The organism is Achromobacter sp. Marseille-Q4962 (assembly GCF_943737005.1).
Lineage (GTDB): Bacteria > Pseudomonadota > Gammaproteobacteria > Burkholderiales > Burkholderiaceae_B > Achromobacter.
The window spans coordinates 126,875-145,127 of sequence record NZ_CALSFU010000005.1; the positions used below are offsets into that span (position 1 = coordinate 126,875).

General features: G+C 69.0%; 17 protein-coding genes. 11 read left to right on the forward strand and 6 right to left on the reverse strand.

Features of this window, described 5'->3' with window-relative positions:
* Positions 1-5: 5 nt before the first annotated feature.
* The 3 genes from NGJ44_RS05800 to NGJ44_RS05810 are packed head-to-tail and all read right to left on the reverse strand — an operon-like array spanning position 6 to position 4,634.
* Positions 6-1,154 (reverse strand): acyl-CoA dehydrogenase family protein, encoded by a 1,149-nt coding sequence (locus tag NGJ44_RS05800; protein WP_251863379.1) that lies wholly within the window; start codon positions 1,152-1,154, stop codon positions 6-8.
* Between the two features lie 26 nt (positions 1,155-1,180).
* The gene (locus NGJ44_RS05805; protein WP_251863380.1) at positions 1,181-3,247 is read right to left on the reverse strand and encodes an acetate--CoA ligase family protein; all 2,067 of its coding nucleotides are present in this window, start codon (positions 3,245-3,247) and stop codon (positions 1,181-1,183) included.
* A 28-nt stretch (positions 3,248-3,275) separates the two neighbouring features.
* Positions 3,276-4,634, reverse strand: coding sequence for an MmgE/PrpD family protein (locus NGJ44_RS05810; RefSeq protein WP_251863381.1), 1,359 nt, complete (start codon positions 4,632-4,634; stop codon positions 3,276-3,278).
* A 255-nt stretch (positions 4,635-4,889) separates the two neighbouring features.
* On the opposite strand from NGJ44_RS05810, the gene NGJ44_RS05815 reads away from it, so the two are divergent.
* From NGJ44_RS05815 to NGJ44_RS05845, 7 genes are read left to right on the forward strand one after another with little or no spacing between them, the layout of a single operon-like run.
* Positions 4,890-5,774: an NAD(P)-dependent oxidoreductase gene (locus NGJ44_RS05815; protein ID WP_053245458.1), complete on the forward strand. Its 885-nt coding sequence runs from the start codon at positions 4,890-4,892 to the stop codon at positions 5,772-5,774.
* Positions 5,775-5,823: 49 nt separating this feature from the next.
* A complete protein-coding gene (locus tag NGJ44_RS05820) occupies positions 5,824-6,801 on the forward strand; it encodes a Bug family tripartite tricarboxylate transporter substrate binding protein (protein ID WP_251863382.1) in 978 nt (325 codons plus the stop codon).
* A 2-nt stretch (positions 6,802-6,803) separates the two neighbouring features.
* Positions 6,804-8,240, forward strand: coding sequence for an NAD-dependent succinate-semialdehyde dehydrogenase (locus tag NGJ44_RS05825; RefSeq protein ID WP_251863383.1), 1,437 nt, complete (start codon positions 6,804-6,806; stop codon positions 8,238-8,240).
* Positions 8,241-8,294: 54 nt separating this feature from the next.
* Entirely contained in the window at positions 8,295-9,500 is a 1,206-nt protein-coding gene (locus NGJ44_RS05830; protein WP_053245459.1) for an ABC transporter substrate-binding protein, read from the forward strand.
* Positions 9,497-10,291 (forward strand): N-acyl homoserine lactonase family protein, encoded by a 795-nt coding sequence (locus tag NGJ44_RS05835; RefSeq protein ID WP_251863440.1) that lies wholly within the window; start codon positions 9,497-9,499, stop codon positions 10,289-10,291. Before NGJ44_RS05830 ends, NGJ44_RS05835 begins: the two co-directional genes overlap by 4 nt.
* 5 nt (positions 10,292-10,296) lie before the next feature.
* Positions 10,297-10,677 carry a hypothetical protein gene (locus tag NGJ44_RS05840; protein ID WP_251863441.1) on the forward strand — a complete coding sequence of 127 codons (381 nt, stop codon included), beginning with the start codon at positions 10,297-10,299 and terminating at the stop codon, positions 10,675-10,677.
* A complete protein-coding gene (locus NGJ44_RS05845; RefSeq protein ID WP_053245461.1) occupies positions 10,674-11,546 on the forward strand; it encodes an alpha/beta fold hydrolase in 873 nt (290 codons plus the stop codon). The genes NGJ44_RS05840 and NGJ44_RS05845 overlap by 4 nt, the downstream gene beginning before the upstream one ends.
* Positions 11,547-11,565: 19 nt before the next feature.
* Here the strand turns inward: NGJ44_RS05845 and NGJ44_RS05850 are convergent, their stop codons facing one another.
* Positions 11,566-12,462 (reverse strand): LysR family transcriptional regulator, encoded by an 897-nt coding sequence (locus NGJ44_RS05850; protein WP_053245462.1) that lies wholly within the window; start codon positions 12,460-12,462, stop codon positions 11,566-11,568.
* Between the two features lie 214 nt (positions 12,463-12,676).
* On the opposite strand from NGJ44_RS05850, the gene NGJ44_RS05855 reads away from it, so the two are divergent.
* Positions 12,677-12,898, forward strand: coding sequence for a hypothetical protein (locus NGJ44_RS05855; protein ID WP_053245463.1), 222 nt, complete (start codon positions 12,677-12,679; stop codon positions 12,896-12,898).
* Positions 12,899-12,955: 57 nt separating this feature from the next.
* Here the strand turns inward: NGJ44_RS05855 and NGJ44_RS05860 are convergent, their stop codons facing one another.
* Positions 12,956-14,242: an Nramp family divalent metal transporter gene (locus NGJ44_RS05860; protein ID WP_053245464.1), complete on the reverse strand. Its 1,287-nt coding sequence runs from the start codon at positions 14,240-14,242 to the stop codon at positions 12,956-12,958.
* Between the two features lie 123 nt (positions 14,243-14,365).
* Positions 14,366-14,791: an OsmC family protein gene (locus NGJ44_RS05865; protein ID WP_053245465.1), complete on the reverse strand. Its 426-nt coding sequence runs from the start codon at positions 14,789-14,791 to the stop codon at positions 14,366-14,368.
* Positions 14,792-15,010: 219 nt separating this feature from the next.
* Between NGJ44_RS05865 and lhpI the strand changes: the two genes are divergently transcribed.
* From lhpI to ehuB, 3 genes are all read left to right on the forward strand, one after another.
* Positions 15,011-15,958: a bifunctional Delta(1)-pyrroline-2-carboxylate/Delta(1)-piperideine-2-carboxylate reductase gene (lhpI, locus tag NGJ44_RS05870; protein ID WP_053245466.1), complete on the forward strand. Its 948-nt coding sequence runs from the start codon at positions 15,011-15,013 to the stop codon at positions 15,956-15,958.
* Between the two features lie 46 nt (positions 15,959-16,004).
* Positions 16,005-17,156, forward strand: coding sequence for an ABC transporter substrate-binding protein (locus NGJ44_RS05875; protein WP_053245467.1), 1,152 nt, complete (start codon positions 16,005-16,007; stop codon positions 17,154-17,156).
* A 163-nt stretch (positions 17,157-17,319) separates the two neighbouring features.
* On the forward strand, positions 17,320-18,243 hold the full coding sequence (gene ehuB, locus NGJ44_RS05880; protein ID WP_251863384.1) for an ectoine/hydroxyectoine ABC transporter substrate-binding protein EhuB: 924 nt from the start codon (positions 17,320-17,322) through the stop codon (positions 18,241-18,243).
* Positions 18,244-18,253 lie beyond the last annotated feature (10 nt).

The window sequence follows — 18,253 nt, forward strand, 5'->3', positions numbered from 1 at the left end:
CGGGCCTACGGCGCGCGCTGCGGAAAGCTGCGCTCGAACACGCCCTCGGCAATCCGGTTCTTGAGAATCTCGATCGACCCGCCGGCGATCATCCAGCCGCGGCATCGCCGGACGCAGTATTCCACCAGCGACTCGCGGCTGTAGCCCATCCCGCCCATGACCTGCAGCGCCTCGTTGGCCACCTCGAAGCCGATCTGGTTGCAATAGGCCTTGGCGATCGCGGTTTCCGTCGCCGAGGGAAACCCGGTGTCGGCGTTGCCGGCGGCGCGGTAGAGCAGCAGTTGCGCGGCGTCCAGCTTGATGCGCATATCGGCGAATTTCCATTGCAGCCCCTGGAACTCGCACAGCAGGCGGCCGAACTGCCTGCGCTGCATGGCCCATTGCCGCGCTTCTTCGTAGGCATAGCGTGCCAGCGCCACCGAGCGCGAGGTATTGCCGATGCGTTCCACATTGAAGCCGGCGATCTGCTTCTTGAAGCCGCCTTCGCCCAGCACCACCATGTCCTGCGGCACGAATACGTTGTCGAAGAAGATCTCCACCCACTCCTCGCCGGACATGAAGGCCGAGCGCTTGCCCAGGCGCACGCCTTCGGCGCGCGTGTCGATGAGGACGGAGCCGATGCCGTGCGTGCCCGGCCCGAAGCGCACGTAGGCGAGGATGACGGTGGCGTGAGGGCCGTGCGTCGTGAAGATCTTGCTGCCGTTGATGCGCCAGCCGCCCGGCGCGGGCGTGGCGCTGGTCTTGAGTTCCGTCACGGCCGAGCCGGCGTCCGGCTCGGTCATGCCCACGCAGATCAGCGCCTCGCCGGCCAGAAGGGGGCGCAGGTACTTTTCCTTTTGCAGCGCGCTGCCGTATTCGGCCAGCACGCGAATGGCGCCGAAGTTGCCCGCCTGCACCACGTCGGCGCTGCGCGGGCAGACCGAGGCCACCGTCTGGATGGCGATGACGGCGTCCATGAGCGAGCCGCCCACGCCGCCGTCGGCCTCGGCCACGGTAATGCCGAGCAGCCCTTGCCGCGCCATCTTGCGCGCGACGTCCCAGGGATAGTCGTCCGAATGCGCGCGCGCCACGGCATCGCGGGCGAGTTCGCTTTGCGCGAAGCGCCGCACCGCGGTTTCGAAGCCGGTCTGTTCGGGAGTCAGGTTGAAATCCATCGTGGGTTCCTGTGTGTGAAAAAAGTTCAGGCCAGGCGGATGAGGCCGTCCACCGCGACCACCGCATGCGCCTGGACGAACAACGGATTGATCTCGGCTTCGGCCACGCGCGCGCCGCGCATGCCCGCCAGTCGTGAAAAGCGGACAATGGCGCGCGCCAGGGCGTCGACGTCGCCCCGGGGCAGCCCGCGAAAACCTTCGATCAGGCGCGCGTGGCGGACTTGCGCGATCATGTCGCGGGCCTGCGCCTCGGTCACGGGCGCCAGCCTCAGGGCGAAGTCGGGCATGAGTTCCGCGGCAATGCCGCCCGCGCCCAGCAGCACAGTGGGGCCGACCAGCGGGTCATCGCGGTAGCCGAGCATGAATTCCGCCAGCCTGCCCTGCATGGCCTGCACCAGCACGCCGTCCAGGCGCGCCTGCGGGCACCAGGCGCGCGCGCGCTGCGGGAGTTCCCGCAGCGCCTGCCGCAGCGCCGCTTCATCGCCGATGCCCAGGCGTACCGCGCCCGCCTCGGTCTTGTGCGGGATATCGCGGGAACACACCTTGGCCGCGAGCGGGTAGGGCAGGCCGTGGCGCGCGCCAGCCTCACGCAGCAGCGCGCGCGGCGCCACCGGCACACCCAATTGCTCGAACACCAGGCTGGCTTCGTATTCGTTGAGCAGCCCGCGCGCCGGCAGACCCGCCGGCCAGTCCTGCGGCGGCGCGGGCGGCGGCGGTTCGCCTGCGGCGTCGAAGAACACGGAGAGCGCATCGGCGCAGGACTCCGGCGTGCGAAAGGCGGCGATGCCGGCTCGCTGCAGCAGCGCGAGCGATTCCGGCGCCTCGGGCGCGAGAAACGCGGCCAGCGGCTTGGCGGCAGGCTTTTCCGCTTCCAGCAGCGGTCCCACTGCCAGTTCCGGATGGAACTGCGCCGAAGACCCCGCCACGCTCAACACGGCGTCGCACCAGTCCGCGGCAAGCAGATGCTCCAGCAAGTCCCGGTACTGCGCGCCGCTGGCGGCCAGGGTCAGGTCGATCACCGGCGTCTGGCGCAGCCGCAGGCCGCGCCCGGCCATGTGCGCGATGAAATCGGCCGGCGGCGCCACCGCGGCCAGGCCGCGCAGCCCCAGGTTGTCCACCACCGTTGCCGCGCCGCCGCCCGTGGTGGTGATGACCGCCACCCGCGCCGGACGGTGCGTTTTCGGCCGGGCTGCCCCATAGCGCAGGGCCAGCGGCACGAGCTCGAACAGTGTTTCCAGTTGGCGCACGCGCATGACGCCGTACGCATGCAGGAAGGCGTCCACGGCCGCGTCGTTGCCCGCCATCGCGCCGGTGTGGGACTGCGCCAGCGCGTCGCCCTGTTCCGAGCGGCCCAGTTTGTAGGCGATGACGGGCTTGCCCGCCGCGCGCGCGCGTTCCAGCGCGCGGGCCAGCGTCGGCGCGTCGCGCAGGGTCTCCAGGAACAGCAGAATCGCGCGCGTATCCGCGTCGCCGACCAGCGCGTCCACCACTTCGCCCACGCTGATGTCGCTTTCGTTGCCCACCGACACCGATTTGGCGAACCCCATGCCGCGCGCGGCGGCGCGCGAAAGCAGCGAGCCCATCATGGAACCGCTTTGCGACACCATGCTCACTTCGCCAGGCAGCAATGTGTCGGCCTCATAGGCCGCATTCACGGACAGGATCGCTCCGGAGTGCAGGTCCGCCAGCCCGATGCTGTTGGGGCCGAGCAACCGCAGTCCCAGCGCGCGGGCCTGTTCCACCAGCGCATGCTGTCGCGCCCGGCCTTCTGCGCCGGTCTCGCCGAAGCCGTCGGAATAGATGGTGACCACCTTGGCGCCGGCGCGGGCGCACTCGGGCAGCAGCGCCGGCACGCCCTCGCCGGGAATCATCACGAATACGTGGTCCACCGGACCGGGCAGGGCGGCCAGCGAGGGCCAGGCGGGCTCGCCCAGGATTTCCGCGCGGGTGGCGTTGATGGGATAGATGCGGCCGGCATAGCCGTGCTTGCGCATGAAGCGCAGCGGCCGGGCGGTGTTCTTGCGCGCGTCTCCGGAAGCGCCCACCAGGGCGATGGAGCGCGGCGCCAGCAGGGCGTCGGCAAGCGTGGTCATGGGTTCCTGTGGAAAGTGGAAAGAAGCGTCAGGCGGGCGAGCCGTCGGCGGCCAGGCCCAGCGCGCCGGCGTGGTCCAGCGTCTCCAGGCGCCAGACCGCGTCGCGCAGCGCGCGCATGCGGGCCGGTCCCAGCACGGGGCCGGCGAGTTCGGCGAATTTGTCGTTCAGGTCCTGGTCGGACAGCGGCGCTTCGGGATCGCCCTTGCGGTAAGGGGCATAGTGTGAAACCTTGCTCCCGTCGCGCGTGGTCACGCGCACGCGGGCGGCGCGCTGCCCGGGAAAGCGCGCGCTCAGCTCGGGATCGGCATGCAGCGCCACGCGCCGCATCAGGCCGAGCACCGTTTCGTCCGCGCGGCGCCGTTCGCCGAAAGCGTCCAGGCGCACCGAGCCGTGAACCAGCGCGTGGCTCAGCACGTAAGGCAGGCTGAACTTCGCTTCGAATGCTGTGGCCGGCGCGAAGTTGCCCGTCACGTCCAGCGCGATCTGGTACGTGTCCACGTCGATGGCCCGGACCGCCTCCGGCCGCAGCCCCTGCGCGCGCAGCGCCAGCACCGCATCGATGGCGGCGAAGGTGTGCCCGCAACAGCCGTGGTTCTTCTGGGTGATGCGGGCGATGTTGTAGCGCTCTCCCAGCGCCTCGGTGGCCAGGCGCCAGTCGGGATCGCGCGCCAGCGCGGCGCCGAAGCCCACTTCGCCTTCCAGGATGTCCGCCACGCCGGTCAGCCCGTGCGCCGCGCCCAGTCCCGCCCGCACACCCACTTCGGCGGCATGGCCGGCATGCAACGCCTTGCTCATGGCGTCGGAGCGGAAGGCCTGCTGCAGGCCGCTGGCCAGGGTGCCGGCCGTGGCCAGCGCGTGCAGCATGGCTTGCGCATCGCCCGGCGCCGCCAGGGCGGCGGCCGCCGCCGCCGCGCCGAAACCGCCCACCGTGCCCGTGGTGTGGAAATAGCGGTAATGGGACGGCTGCACCGCGGCGCCGATGCGCGTCGATATCTCGTAGCCCGCGACGATGGCGTTCAGCAACGCCCGGCCGCTGGCCGCGCGGTCTTCCGCCACGGCCAGCGCGGCGGCGATGGTCGGGCATCCGGGGTGATAGACCGCGTCGCGGTAAATGTCGTCGAACTCCACCGCGTGCGACACGCTGCCGTTGATCCAGGCCGCTGTGGGCGCGAAAGCCGTGGTGCCGCAGCCCGGCAGGCTGCTGGCGCCGTGTCCCAGCTCGTCGCCGTGCGCGCCCAGCAATTGCAGGCAGGGCGCGGTGCGGGTGCCGGGGTAGAGGGCCGCCAGCCAGTCCAGGAACGCCCGCTTGGCGTGGTGCAGCACGTCCTCGGAAAGGCGCGCGGCGCTTTCGCGTGCGCCATAGTCGGCCAGTGTGTGCAGCAGCATGTCGTCTCCGTTCGTTCTGCCTTCTTGCGGTTGCCGCGTGCGGGCGCGGCGCGCCGCCGTCGAATGCAGACCACTGTATCGACGCTCGCGCCGCGCAGGCTTGAAAAAAAGGAAACGCACCTTTCTTCGGTCGAGGGGGGCGCGAAACGAGAACGTAGCGTTGCCAAATTTTCAAACCTGGGAAGCCGGCGGCTGCCTAAGCTTGCTGGCAGTACCCGAACTGGCTATACCCCGCAAAGAACCAAGGAGGACGACATGAGCGGCAACAACGATACGCTGGGCTTTATCGGGCTGGGCGTCATGGGCGAACCGATGTGCGCCAACCTGGTCCGCAAGTCGGGACGGCCCGTCCACGTGCACGACTTGGCGGCCGAGCCGATGGCCCGCCTGGCGGCGCTGGGCGCGCACCACTGCGGGTCGGCGGCGGAAGTGGCGCGGACCGCGGACATTGTTTTCCTGTCGCTGCCCAGCATCGTGCAGGTGGAGCAGGTCTGCGCCGCGTTGGCGGAGGCCGGCGGCAAGGTGCGCACCGTGGTGGACATGAGCACCAGCGACGTGGCGCGTACGCGTAAGCTGGCCGAGCAGCTGCGCGCTCATGGCATTCTGCTCATCGACGCACCCGTCGCGCGCATGCGCGAGGCGGCGCGCCAGGGCACGCTCATGATCACGGTGGGGGCGACGCCCGAGCAGTACCAGGCCGTGCTGCCTTACCTGTCCTGCATGGGCAGCGACGTGGTGCTGTGCGGCGGCACCGGCTGCGGGCAGGTGGTCAAGATCATGAACAACATGGTGGTCTTGATGACGGTGCACGCGCTCGCGGAGGCGGTGACGATCGGCAGGAGGGCGGGCGTGGACGGCAAGCTGCTCATGGATGCGCTGAGCCTGGGATCGGCCGACAGCTTCGCGCTGCGCAATCCCGGCCAGAAGGCGCTGGCCGCCGAGCAGTTTCCCGAGAGGACCTTTCCGACGGAATACGCCATCAAAGACATTCTGCTGGCGCTGGAACTCGCGCGCCAGGGCGAGGTGGACGCGCGCGCGGCCAGCCTGACGCACAGCCTGCTGGAGCAGACGCGCGCCGCCGGATACGTCAAGGAGTATTACCCGGTAATGGTCAGGCTCATCGAGCGCGGCTACGCCTGAGTCCGGCGCGCATGCGCCCGGTTTCCCGAAGAATCCCGGAGAGAAAATCATGCTGCTCTTCTTCAAGCGGCTGGCCGCCGGCGCGCTGGCGGCGGCCAGCGTCTGCGCGGGCGCGGCCGCGGCCTATCCCGACAAGCCCATCACGCTCATCATCGGCTTCACCGCCGGCGGCCCCACGGACTCGGTCGGACGCTACCTGGCCCGCCAGATGGAAGCCGAACTCGGCCAGGCCGTGGTGGTCGAGAACCGGCCCGGGGCCAACGGCGTGGTTGCCGTCCAGGCGGCCCGACGCGCGGCGGCCGACGGCTACACCCTCATGCTCGGCAGCAGCGGAACGCTGTCGGTCGAGCCGGTGTACAAGCGCCGCGTCGATTACCAGGTGCTCAAGGATTTCCAGCCGGTCGGGCTGGTGGCGAGCTACCCGTACCTGCTCGTCGTGCCCGCCGGTTCGCCTTTCCGGAGCGTGGCGGAACTGATCGCCGGTGCGCGCGCGCAGCCCGGCAAGCTCAGCTTTGCGTCGGCAGGCAGCGGGGCGGTCAATCACCTGGCCGGCGAGTGGTTCAGCCACGCAGCCGGGGCCGATATCACCCACGTGCCCTACAAAGGGGATTCCGCGGCCATTGCCGACCTGGCGGCCGGGCGGGTGGATATGGCGTTCCTGAGCGCCATCGCGGCACTGCCGCTGGTGCAGGCGGGCAAATTGCGCGCCCTGGCCATTGCCAGTGCCCGTCCTTCGCCGATTGCGCCGGACCTGCCCACCGTGGCCGAGGCCGCTGGCATTCCGGGTTTCTCGGCCGAGCCCTGGAACGGCGTGCTGGCGCCCGCGGGCCTGCCTGCCGACGTCACGCAGCGGCTCAACGTGGCGATAAACCGGGCCATGAGCGCGCCGCAGGCTCGCGAGGTCCTGCGGAAGCTGGGACAGTTTCCGCTGACCGGCTCGCCCCGGGACTTCGCCGATCATATCCGCAGCCAGACCGAGCGCTGGGCGGAGGTTATTGAAACCAGTCATATTCCCAAGGCGGACTGATCATGCAATATCCGGAATTGCTTCTCTTTATCGACGGTCAGTGGACCGCCGGCCGGAGTCAGGCCGCCCTGGACGTGCAGGACCCGGCCACGCAGGAGGTGCTGGGCCGGCTGCCAGCGGCTGCCGCCGAGGACGTCGAGCGCGCGCTGGCCGCAGCGGCCGCGGCCTTCGGACGGTGGCGCGCCACGCCCGCGCTGGAGCGCGCGGCGATACTGCGCCGGGCCGCGGATCTCATGCGCGAGCGCATCGCGCAGCTGGCCTGGCTCATCACGCGCGAGCTGGGCAAGCCCCTGGCCGAATCGGAAAAAGAAGTCGTCACCGCGGCCGAGATGTTCGAGTGGGGCGCGGAGGAAGCGCGGCGCGCCTACGGGCGCCTGATTCCCGCGCGCGCCGCTGGCATGCGCCAGATGGCGATGCCGGAACCCATCGGGCCGGTGGCCGCGTTTTCGGGCTGGAATGCGCCGGCTATCACGCCTTCGCGCAAGATCTCAGGCGCCCTGGCGGCAGGGTGCAGCATTGTCATCAAGCCTTCGGAGGAAACGCCGGCGGTGGCCCTGGAGATCACCCGGGCCCTGCAGGACGCGGGCCTGCCCGCGGGCGTGCTCAACATGGTGTTCGGCGATCCGGGCGCCATTTCGCGCCAGCTGATCGAATCGCCGCACATCCGCATGGTGACCTTCACCGGCTCCACCGCCATCGGCCGCGAGGTGGCGACGATGGCGGCGCGGGGCCTCAAGCGCGCCACGCTGGAACTGGGCGGACATGCGCCGGTGCTGGTGTTCGACGACGCCGATGCCGAGAGCGCCGCCGCCGCGCTGGTGGCGGCCAAGTTCCGCAATAGCGGCCAGGTCTGCACCTCGCCCACGCGCATCTACGTGCAGCGTGCGCTATTCGAGCGCTTCGCGGAAGCGTTCGCTGCCGGCGCGGCACGGCTGCGCGTGGGAAACGGGCTGGAGGCGGGCGTGCAGATGGGGCCGCTGGCGAATCCGCGCCGGCTGGAAGCCATGCGCAACATGGTGGCCGATGCCCGCGCGCAGGGTGCGCAAGTGCTGGCCGGCGGCGATGCGCCCGGCCTGCCGGGCTGGTTCTGGCTGCCCACGGTGCTGCGCGGCGCGGGAACGGAAAGCCTGGCCGCCAACGTCGAGCCTTTCGGCCCGCTGGCCCTGCTGCATCCGTTCGATGGCATGGAAGACGGGCTGGCGCTGGCCAACCGCCTGCCGTTCGGCCTGGCGGCCTACGTCTTCACGCACGATCTCGCGCGTGCGCAGCAGGCCGCCGATGGCATACAGAGCGGCGTGGTCTGCGTCAATCATTGCCAGGCTTCGATGCCCGAGACGCCGTTTGGCGGGTACAAGGACAGCGGCCTGGGCCGGGAGGGCGGCATCGAAGGGCTGCAGGAATTCATGCAAACCAAATACGTCAGTCAGCGCGCGAGCTGACGCCCGCGCCACCGCGCGGCAACAAGCGCGGGGCGCTCCCCATAGGAGACAAACATGAAGCACAGCGCAGTGTTCGTCCTGGTCCTGGCCGCGACCGGCCCTGTCCAGGCGGCGGGGATTTCCGACGATGTGGTGCGCATCGGCGTGCTCACCGATCTATCCGGCGCATACTCGGGCAATGTCGGGCCGGGTTCGGTGCTCGCCACGCGGCTGGCCATCGAAGACGTGGGAGGCAACGTCCTGGGCAAGCCGGTGGAGATGCTGTCCGCGGACCATCTAAACAAGACAGACGTGGCGGCGGGCCGGGCACGCGAATGGATGGACCGCGAGAAGGTCGACGTCATTACGGAGCTGGGCAACAGCGCCGTGGCACTGGCAGTGATGAACATCGCGCGCGAGAAGCGCCGGATGACCATGGTGACGGGAGCGGGCGCCATGCGCATCACCGGCGAGGATTGCGCGCCCACGAACGTGCAGTGGGTGTACGACACCTATGCGCTGGCCAAGGTGGGCACGCTGCCGTTGGTCGAGAGCGGCGCGCGCAAGTGGTATTTCGTTACCGCCGATTACGCGTTCGGGCATTCGCTGGAGGCCGACGGCGCGCGGTTCGTGAAACAGGGCGGCGGCACGGTGCTGGGCTCGGCGCGCTATCCGTTTCCCGGCAATGACTTTGCGTCCTTCCTGCTGTCGGCGCAGGCCAGCGGCGCCGACGCCGTGGCCTTCGCCAGCGCGGGCGCGGACCTGCAGAACGAGATCAAGCAGGCGCGCGAGTTCGGCCTGGCGGACCGGCAGCGCCTGGTCGCGATGCTGATGAGCATTGCCGACGTGCATGGCGTAGGCCTGGAGGCGGCGCAGGGCATGACGTTCGCCGAAACCTTCTACTGGGACATGGACGACGAGACGCGGGCGTTCGCCCGCCGTTTCCGGCAGGCGTCGGGCAAGATGCCCACGGCGCTGCAGGCCGGCCAGTATTCCGCGGTGCTCAGCTATCTGCGCGCGGTGGAAAAGGCCGGTTCGGACGATGTGGAAGCGGTCATGAACGCCTTGCGCAGCATGAAGATCCACGACGCCTTCGCCCGCAACGCGCGATTGCGCGCCGACGGCAAGCTGATTCATGACACGTATGTCGTGCAGGTCAAGACCCCGGAGGAGTCCAAGGGGCCTTGGGATTACTACCGCATCGTCAAGACCATTCCCGGCGACCAGGCCTTTGTGCCGCTTGCGGAAAGCCAGTGCAAGCTGGCCAAGGGCGGCTCATGAGCGCGCTGCCCGAATACGCGGCCTACGCGGTCCGCTATGCGACAACGCAGCGCCGTAGCCTGGACAACTTTCTGACGCGCAACGACTTGCACGACGGGCCGATGGCGCTGGACTTCTATTTCTGGCTGCTGCGCGGCCACGGCCGCAACATCGTCGTCGATACGGGTTTCAGCGCTGCGTCGGCGCGTGCGAGAAACCGGCGGTTCCTGCTGACGCCGTGCGACGCACTGGCGGCGCTGGGACTGGGGGCCGGGGACATTGGCGACGTGGTGCTGACCCACCTGCACTACGACCATGCCGGCAACCTGGATCTGTTCGACCGCGCGACCATCCACGTGCAGGAGGCCGAGATGGCCTACGCGACCGGCCGTTGCATGTGTTTTGCGCCGCTGCGCCATTTTTTCTCAGCGGACGACGTGGCGGCCCTGGTGCGCCAGGTCTATGCCGAACGGGTGCGCTTCCATGACGGCAGCGCAGCGCTTGCGCCCGGCGTGGAGCTTCATCGCATCGGCGGGCATACGCCCGGCCTGCAGATCGTGCGCGTGCACACCGCGCGCGGCTGGGTGGTGCTGGCTTCCGATGCGCTGCACTATCGGCGCAATCTGGCCGACGACAATCCGTTTCCGGCCATCTACAACCTGGGCGACATGCTGCATGGCTACGAACGCCTGCGCGCCATGGCCTCGACCGAAGACCATATCGTGCCGGGCCACGACCCGGAGGTGGCCCGGCGCTACCCCGAGGCCGCGCCGGGCATCTACCGGCTGGACTTCGACCCGCAAGGAGAATGACTGTGATGTTTCAAGACCTGCTGCCGCGCGATTTCGCCGACCGCGTCAATTGCCGCGAACGCCTGACGTGGCGCGGCCGGCACCTGGATACGGATTTCCTGCTCGAAGCGGGCGATGCGGCCTGGCTCATCGGGATACGCCGCGGCCGCATCGAAAGCGTGCGCGGCGGACCGTTCGTCATGCCGCGCTGGCGGTTCGCGCTGCGGGCCGAACGCGGAGTATGGGAGCGCTTTCTGCAGCCCCGGCCCGAGCCGGGTTTTCACGACATCATGGCGCTGATCAAGTTCCGCCGGCTGCGCGCCGAAGGCGACCTGTATCCGCTGATGTGCAACCTGCTTTATTTCAAGGAAGTGCTCGAATGCGCACGGAAAGAGGGAGCGCAATGAAACCCGACATCGACTTCGAACCGGCCGTGGGCCGCTATCTGCGCCTGAACATCGCAGGCGAGCCGCACCGCGTCTACGTTGAGACGGCGGGGCAGGGCGTGCCGCTGCTCTGCCTGCACACGGCGGGGGCCGATACACGGCAGTACCGGGCGCTGCAGAATGACGCCGGCATTCTGGAACGCTTCCAGGTCATTGCCTTCGACCTGCCGTGGCACGGCAAGTCGTCGCCGCCGGCGGGCTGGCACCAGTGTCGCTACCGGCTCACCACCCAGGGCTACGAGGCGGCCGTGCTGGCGGTGGCCGACGCGCTGGCGCTGGCGCGGCCGCTGGTCATGGGCTGCTCCATCGGCGGGCGCATGGTGCTGCATCTGGCCCTGTCGCATCCGGACCGTTTCGGCGGGGCGATCGGCCTGCAGTCCGGCGCGCACGTGGACCCTTATTACGACCTGGAGTGGCTGAACCGGCCCGATGTGCACGGCGGCGAGGTTTGCGCCGGCATCGTGTCGGGGCTGATCGGGCCGGGCAGCCCCGAGGTCCACCGCTGGGAAACGCTGTGGCACTATATGCAGAGCGGCCCGGGCGTGTTCCAGGGCGACCTGCATTTCTATACCGCGGACGGCGACATCCGCGAGAAGGCGGCGGCCATCGACACCCGCCGCTGCCCGCTCTGGCTGCTTACGGGCGAGTACGACTATTCATGCACGCCCGAAGATACGGCGCATCTGGGCGAGCGTATCGCCGGGGCGCGCTGGCAGATCATGGAGGGCATGGGGCACTTTCCGATGAGCGAGGATCCGGACCGCTTTCTGCGCTATCTGCGGCCGGTGCTCGAGGAGGCGGCCGCCGGTCGCGCCGCGCGCCTGGATTGAACGCGCCGCCCGGCGCGGCTCAGGCTGTTTCGGGCGCGCGCAGGGCCTGCAGCAGTTCGTGCGCGGCGCCGCCCAGGTCGCGCGGCGACCGCACGCACACGAAGAACTGGCGCTCGGCCCAGCCGTCGCGCAGGCGCAGCAGCGCCAGCCCCATGGCGTGCAGGTAATTGCGCGCGATCGCTTCCGGCACGATGCCGATGCCCACGCCCTCGCGGATCATGCGGCAGCGCGTTTCGAAGTTCGACACCTGCAGTTTCACATTGGGCGGGCGCGACAGGCTCGTGCCCGCGTAGGCCAGGAACTGGTCCAGCGAATGCCGGGGAAAGTACCCCAACAGCTCATAGTCCAGCGCCTCTTCGAGGAAAAGCTCGCCGCGCCCGGCCAGGGGATGGCCCAGCGGCACCACCAGTCCGACGCGGTCGCGGCGGAACGGATAGGACTCCACGCCGGGCATGGGATAGTCCGCATGGTAGATACCGATGTCCACGGTGCCCTCTGCGACCAGCCGCGGAATGTCGTAGCTGTGCCGGTCCAGGAGATCCACGCTTACGTCGCTGCGTCCGGCCAGGAAGCGCCCCATGACGGCGGGCAGGAACTGCAGGATGGTGGAGGGATTGGCCGCCAGCTTCACCTTGGCCTGGCCGTTGGCCGAAAAGCGCTGCACGGCCTGTTCGGTCAGTTGCACGCTGCGCAGGATGGCCTTGGCCCGCTGGTACAGCAGCACGCCCGCCTGCGTGGGCTCCACGCCCCGTCCGTGGCGCAGGAGCAGGACCCGGTCGAGCTGGCGCTCCAGCTCCGCCACCCGCTTGCTCGCGGCGGAGGTGACCAGGTTTTCCCTTTCCGCCGCCTTGGACAGGCTTTTCTCCTCCACCGCCGCCACGAAAATCTCGAGCGCGGGTATATCGAGCTTTTTCATAGCGGCACACTATACCCGAGCGCCCGGTCCGAAGCGGATGTGTTGCGGTGCACAATCCTGGTGCGAAATTCGGTGCGCGAGCACCGCTATGGATCGTTATGTGTTTGTCGCGCAACGGTTTTTTCCGGCGTGCTGCGGCGCTTATTGCGATGCAGCAAACTCAGGCCTACGATGAAACTGCGATCACCCCTCGCGCTTTCTCAAGGAGAGAATCATGAGCAACACCGCATTGAAGAATGCCCGCCTGTCGGACTCGCTCGAGCAGTCCCTGATCCGCGAGGCCGTCAAGGCGGAGAGCCTGTCCGGCCCGTTCAGCCGCCGCGGCTGGCGGCGGCTCAAGGTGCGCCTGGCGCGTTTTGGCGGGGCGATCGGCGAAGTGCTGCACGATATGGACGCGGGCCGCAGGCAGCATCCCGTGATTTCCGCCTACCACTGACCCGCCGTTCGCGGGCGGCCTGGAGCGCGCCGGCCCGCGAGCGGCCGCCTGTGCGGACTACGCCAGCGCATCCCACACCAGATAGCCGTCCAGCAGGATGATCGCGGCGGTGGCCGCGATGGCGGCGGCGGCCCATCCGCCGCGCAGCGCATGGCGGCCCATCAGGCTGGCGCGCCGCGCCAGCAGCACCAGCGGCACCAGGGCGAAGGGCAGGGCCAGGCTGAGGATCACCTGGCTCAGCACCAGCAGGCCGTCCGGATCCTGGCCGCCGGAATGAATGAGCAGCCCCACGGCCGCCGCGCCCGCGACCAGGCGCGTGAACAGGGCGCGGCGGCGGTCGCTCCAGCCCTGCCGGACCTGGAATCCGCGCGAAAGAATGCGTCCGGCCAGCACGCCGGTGATGGTCGAACTCTGGCCGGCGGCGTACAGCGCCACCGCGAAGACCAGGGCCGCGCCCAAGCCCAGCGTCTGACCGATGACCGCATGGGCCGCATCCAGGCTGGACACCGCCAGGCCGGCGCCCGACAGCGAGGCCGCCGCCACGATCATGATGGCCGAGTTGATCAGCATAGCCACGCCGAGCGACACCATGGTGTCGTTGCGGGCCACCCGCATGGCCATGCCGCGCGCCTGCGGCGGCAATTGGCGGGCGCGCTGCGCCAGCGAGCCGGAATGCAGGTAGAGGTTGTGCGGCATGAGCGTCGCGCCCAGGATGCCCAGCGCGATCATGAAGCCCTCGGGGTCGCGCAGCGCCCGTCCGGTCTGCGCGACGCCCCCGGCCATCGCGGTCCAGGACGGATTGGCCTCGAAGAGCAGGAAGACGAAAGACATGGCCACCACCGCCAGCAGCGCGGCGATGACGCGCTCGTGCCGGTCGGCGTTGCCGCGGGCCAGGGCCAGCACCACGAAGGTTCCCACCCCCGTGACGGCCACGCCGGCGAGCAAGGGCAGGCCGAAGAGCAGGCGCAGCGCGATAGCGCCGCCGATCAGTTCGGCCAGCGCCGTGGCGAGAATGGCGGCCTCGCCGGCCAGCCAGGCGGCTTTGGCCACGCGTGGGGAAAGATGGCGGGCGGTGAGGGTGGCCAGGTCTTCGCCGGTGGCCAGGGCCAGGCGCGACACCAGCACCTGGAAGCCGAGCGCCAGGAAGGCCGAGGCGAAGACCACCATGAGCAGTCCGTAGCCGTAGCCGCTGCCGCCGGCGATGTCGGTGGCCCAGTTGCCCGGGTCGATGTAGCCGACGGCGACAAGCATGCCCGAGCCCACCATGCGCCGCAGGCTGGCGGAAAGTTGGACATTGTGCCGGGCGGCCCGGCCGCCCGAGATCGCGAGAATCAGACCCGTCATACGGCACACTCCTGAGAATGGTTCTCATTTTCTTGAGGTGCCGGGGCCGCGTCAAATTGATTTTGGGCAGGGCGGCCATAGGCGGGCCCAATCGGCCCGCCCTGCGCCGCCGCCCGCGCGCCATCAAGACTTCAGCTTGGCGTCCATGGTGATCCTGGCGTTGAGCGCTTTGGAAACCGGGCAGCCCTTTTCGGCCTTGCGCGCGGCGTCTTCGAAGGCCTGGGCGCTCGCGCCGGGGATCACGGCTTCCACGGAAAGATGCACGGCGGTGATGGCGAAGCCGCCGTCCTGCTTGTCCAGCGTGACTTCGGCCCGGGTGTCCAGGCGTTGCGCGACCATGCCGGACTCGGCCAGGATGTTGGAAAGGGCCATGGTGAAGCAGCCCGCATGGGCCGCGCCCAGCAGTTCTTCGGGGTTGGTGCCTGGCACGTCTTCGAATCGGGTATTGAAACCATAGGGCTGGTCCTTGAGCGCGCCGCTCTGCGTGGATAGCGTGCCCTTGCCGGTCTTCAGGTCGCCGGACCAGGCGGCGGTGGCGGTTTTCTTCATGCTCGTCTCCCTGTAGCGGCCGCGTCGGAGGCGGCCATTGAGAAAAAGCGCGCCGCACAGGGCGCGGCTCGACCCATGATACGGTGCGCCCGGCGAGCGGCAAACGGCGCGGCGCGCGCATCCGCAAGCCGATGTAACGGCGGCGCGGGCCGCGCTTGCCAGCCTGTGCGCGCGCCTGCACACTGGGAAGCTGGCCAGACAACGCAACCGGGGATACAGATGGTAGTGATCGATACCGTGCAGACGCGGCACGCGCTGCATTTCGAGGCCGTGATCGCGGCGCTGCGGGATGCCTTCCGCCAGGGGGCGACGGTTCCCCCGCGCCACGTGCATGCCATCGAGTCCGGGGGCGCGCACGGCACCTCGCTCATCATGCCGGCCTGGAACGAGCGGGGATATTTCGGGGTGAAGGTCATCAACATCTTCCCCGAGAATACGCGCCAGTCGCTGCCGGGCCTGCACGCCACCTACAACCTGTACAGCGCGCGCACGGGCGTGCCGCTGGCCCAGGTGGACGGCGACGTGATCACCGCGTTCCGCACCGCTGGAGCGGCGGCGCTGGGCGCTTCCTATCTGGCCCGTCCCGACGCGGGCGAGCTGCTCATCCTGGGGTCGGGCCGCGTGGCCAGCCTGGTGGCTCCCGCCATGCGCTGCGTGCGTCCCATACACCGGGTGCGCGTCTGGAACGTGCGCCCGGCGGGGGCGGACAACCTGGCCGCCTCGCTGCGCGCGCAGGGCTTCGACGCGGAGAGCGTGGACGACCTGGAAGCGGCGGTGCGGGAGGCGGACATCGTCAGTTGCGCCACCCTGTCGACCGAGCCGCTGGTGCATGGCGCCTGGCTCAAGCCCGGCGCGCACCTGGACCTGATCGGCAGCTTCAAGCCCGAAATGCGCGAGACGGACACGGCCTGCTTCGACGGCACGGAAGTCTATGTGGACACGGACGAAGCGCCGGCCAAGGCGGGCGACCTGCTGGCGGCGTTCGACGCCGGCGTGCTGACGCCCGCCGAGCTGCGCGGCACGCTGGCCGGTCTGGTGGCGGGCAAGGCGCCGGGGCGCTCGGGGCCGCAGGCCGTCACGGTGTTCAAGGCGGTGGGCAGCGCGCTCGAAGACCTGACGCTGGCCGCGCTGGTCTACGAGGCCGTGACCGGAAAGGGGCCGTACTGAGTCAGGCACAATAGCGCCAATGTTTTCACTGTCTTCAAGAGCCGTCATGCCGCGTCTTACCCTTCGCCTCGCCTGCGCCGCCGCGCTGGCCATTCCCTTGCTTGCCCGGGCCGAAATCGTCATCGGCGTGGACGTCTCCACCACCGGGCCGGCCGCCGCCATCGGCATCCAGACCAACAACGCCATCCGCCTGTGGCCCGACACGCTGGGCGGCGAGCCGGCGCGCTACGTGGTGCTGGACGACGGCACCGACGTCAGCCGCGCCGTGAAGAACATGCGCAAGCTCACGTCCGAAGACAAGGTCGACGCCATCGTCGGCCCCAACATCACGGCGGCGGCGCTGGCCGCGCTGGACGTGCTGGCCGAAACCGGCACCCCCATGGTGGCGCTGGCGGCCTCCAGCGTCATCGTCGAGCCGCAGTCCGATCCCAAGCGCGCCTGGGCATTCAAGATGCCGCAGAACGACTCCCTCATGGCCTCGGCTCTGGTGCAGGACATGAAGAAAAAGGGCTACAAGACCGTGGGCTTCATCGGCTTCGCGGATTCGTACGGCGACAGTTGGTGGAAGGAATTCACCGCCGCCGCCGGCCGGGACCTCGAGGTCGTCGCCCAGGAGCGCTTCCAGCGCACCGACGCCTCGGTGGTGGGCCAGGCGCTGAAAGTCATCGCCGCCCGGCCCGACGCCGTTCTCATCGCCGGCTCGGGCACCCCGGCCGCACTGCCCCAGAAAACGCTGCTCGAACGCGGTTATACCGGCGCCATTTACCAGACGCACGGCATCGGCACGCTGGAATTCCTCCAGGTGGGCGGCAAGGACGTGGAGGGCACGCTGTTCCCCACCGGCCCGGGCGTGGTGGCGCGCGAGCTGCCCGACGACAACCCCGTCAAGCCGGTTGCCGTGGCCTTTGCCGACAAGTACGAAAAGCAGTACGGCGCCCATACCCTGACGCAGTTCGCGGGCGACGCCTACGGCGCCTGGATGTTGCTCGATTCGGCCGTCGCGCGCGCGCTCAAGACCGGCGCCCGGCCAGGCACGCCCGAATTCCGCGCCGCCCTGCGCGATGCCCTGGAATCGACGCGCGGCCTGATCGTGCCCAACGGCGTGCTCAATATCTCCAAGACCGACCACCAGGGTTTCGACGAGCGCGCGCGCGTCATGGGGGTGGTGAAGGACGGGCGGTTCTCCTACGCGAAATAAGCGCCTACGCTTCGTAACCTGCTCTCACGGACCGAGGGGAGCAGGGGCTTTGGGCAGGCTGCGGCCTGCTTTTTCTTGTGCTATTGATTAGTGTAGAAATGATTTATTCGCGTATTATTTTTGGCGAAGCCTTTTTCGATAAATACATCAGGGAGAAAACGCCATGACTTTGCTCCAGACCAAACGACTGCTTGCCGCCGTCAGCCTGGGCCTGCTTGCCGCCTGCTCGGATTCGGGCTCCGATTCCGATTCCAAGCCGGCGCCGGCCGCCAAGGAGCCCGCCGCGGCGGCCGGCACCCTGGAAGCCGCGCGCGCGGCGGGCAAGATCCGCATCGGCTATGCCAACGAGGCGCCCTTTGCCTATATGGACAGTAAGCAAGGCAAGGTGACGGGCGAATCCGTGGAAATCGCGCGGGTGATCCTCAAGCGCCTGGGCATCAACGAGGTCGAGGGCGTGCTGACCGAGTTCGGCTCGCTCATTCCCGGCCTGCAGGCCAAGCGGTTCGACATTATCGCGGCGGGCATGTACGTCACGCCCGAGCGCTGCCAGCAGGTCGTGTTTTCCAATCCCACCTACGGCGTGGGCCAGGCCTTCCTGGTGAAGCAGGGCAATCCCAAGAACCTGCACAGCTATGAAGACATCGCCAAGAATCCCGATGCCAAGCTGGGCGTGGTGGTGGGCGCCATCGAGTCGGAATACGCTTCCAAGCTCAACGTGCCGCCTGCTCAGGTGGCGGTGTTTCCGGACGCGGTGAGCGCGCTGTCCGGGGTGCAGGCCGGCCGCGCCGACGCCTACGCCGCCACGGCGCTCACGGTGAACGACCTGCTCAACAAGACCGACCAAAGCAGCGGCCTGGAGAAGGCCCGGCCCTTCACCGACCCGGTGATCGACGGCAAGAGCGTGCGCGGCTACGGCGCCTACGCCTTCCGCACCGAAGACAAGGCGTTTGCCGACGCGTTCAACGCGGAACTGGCCAAGTTCGTGGGCACCGAGGAGCACAAGAAGCTCGTGGCGCCGTTCGGCTTTACCGACCAGGAGATGCCCCAGGGCATGACCGCCGCCAAACTTTGCGGCCAGCAGCAATAAAGAAGGGGCG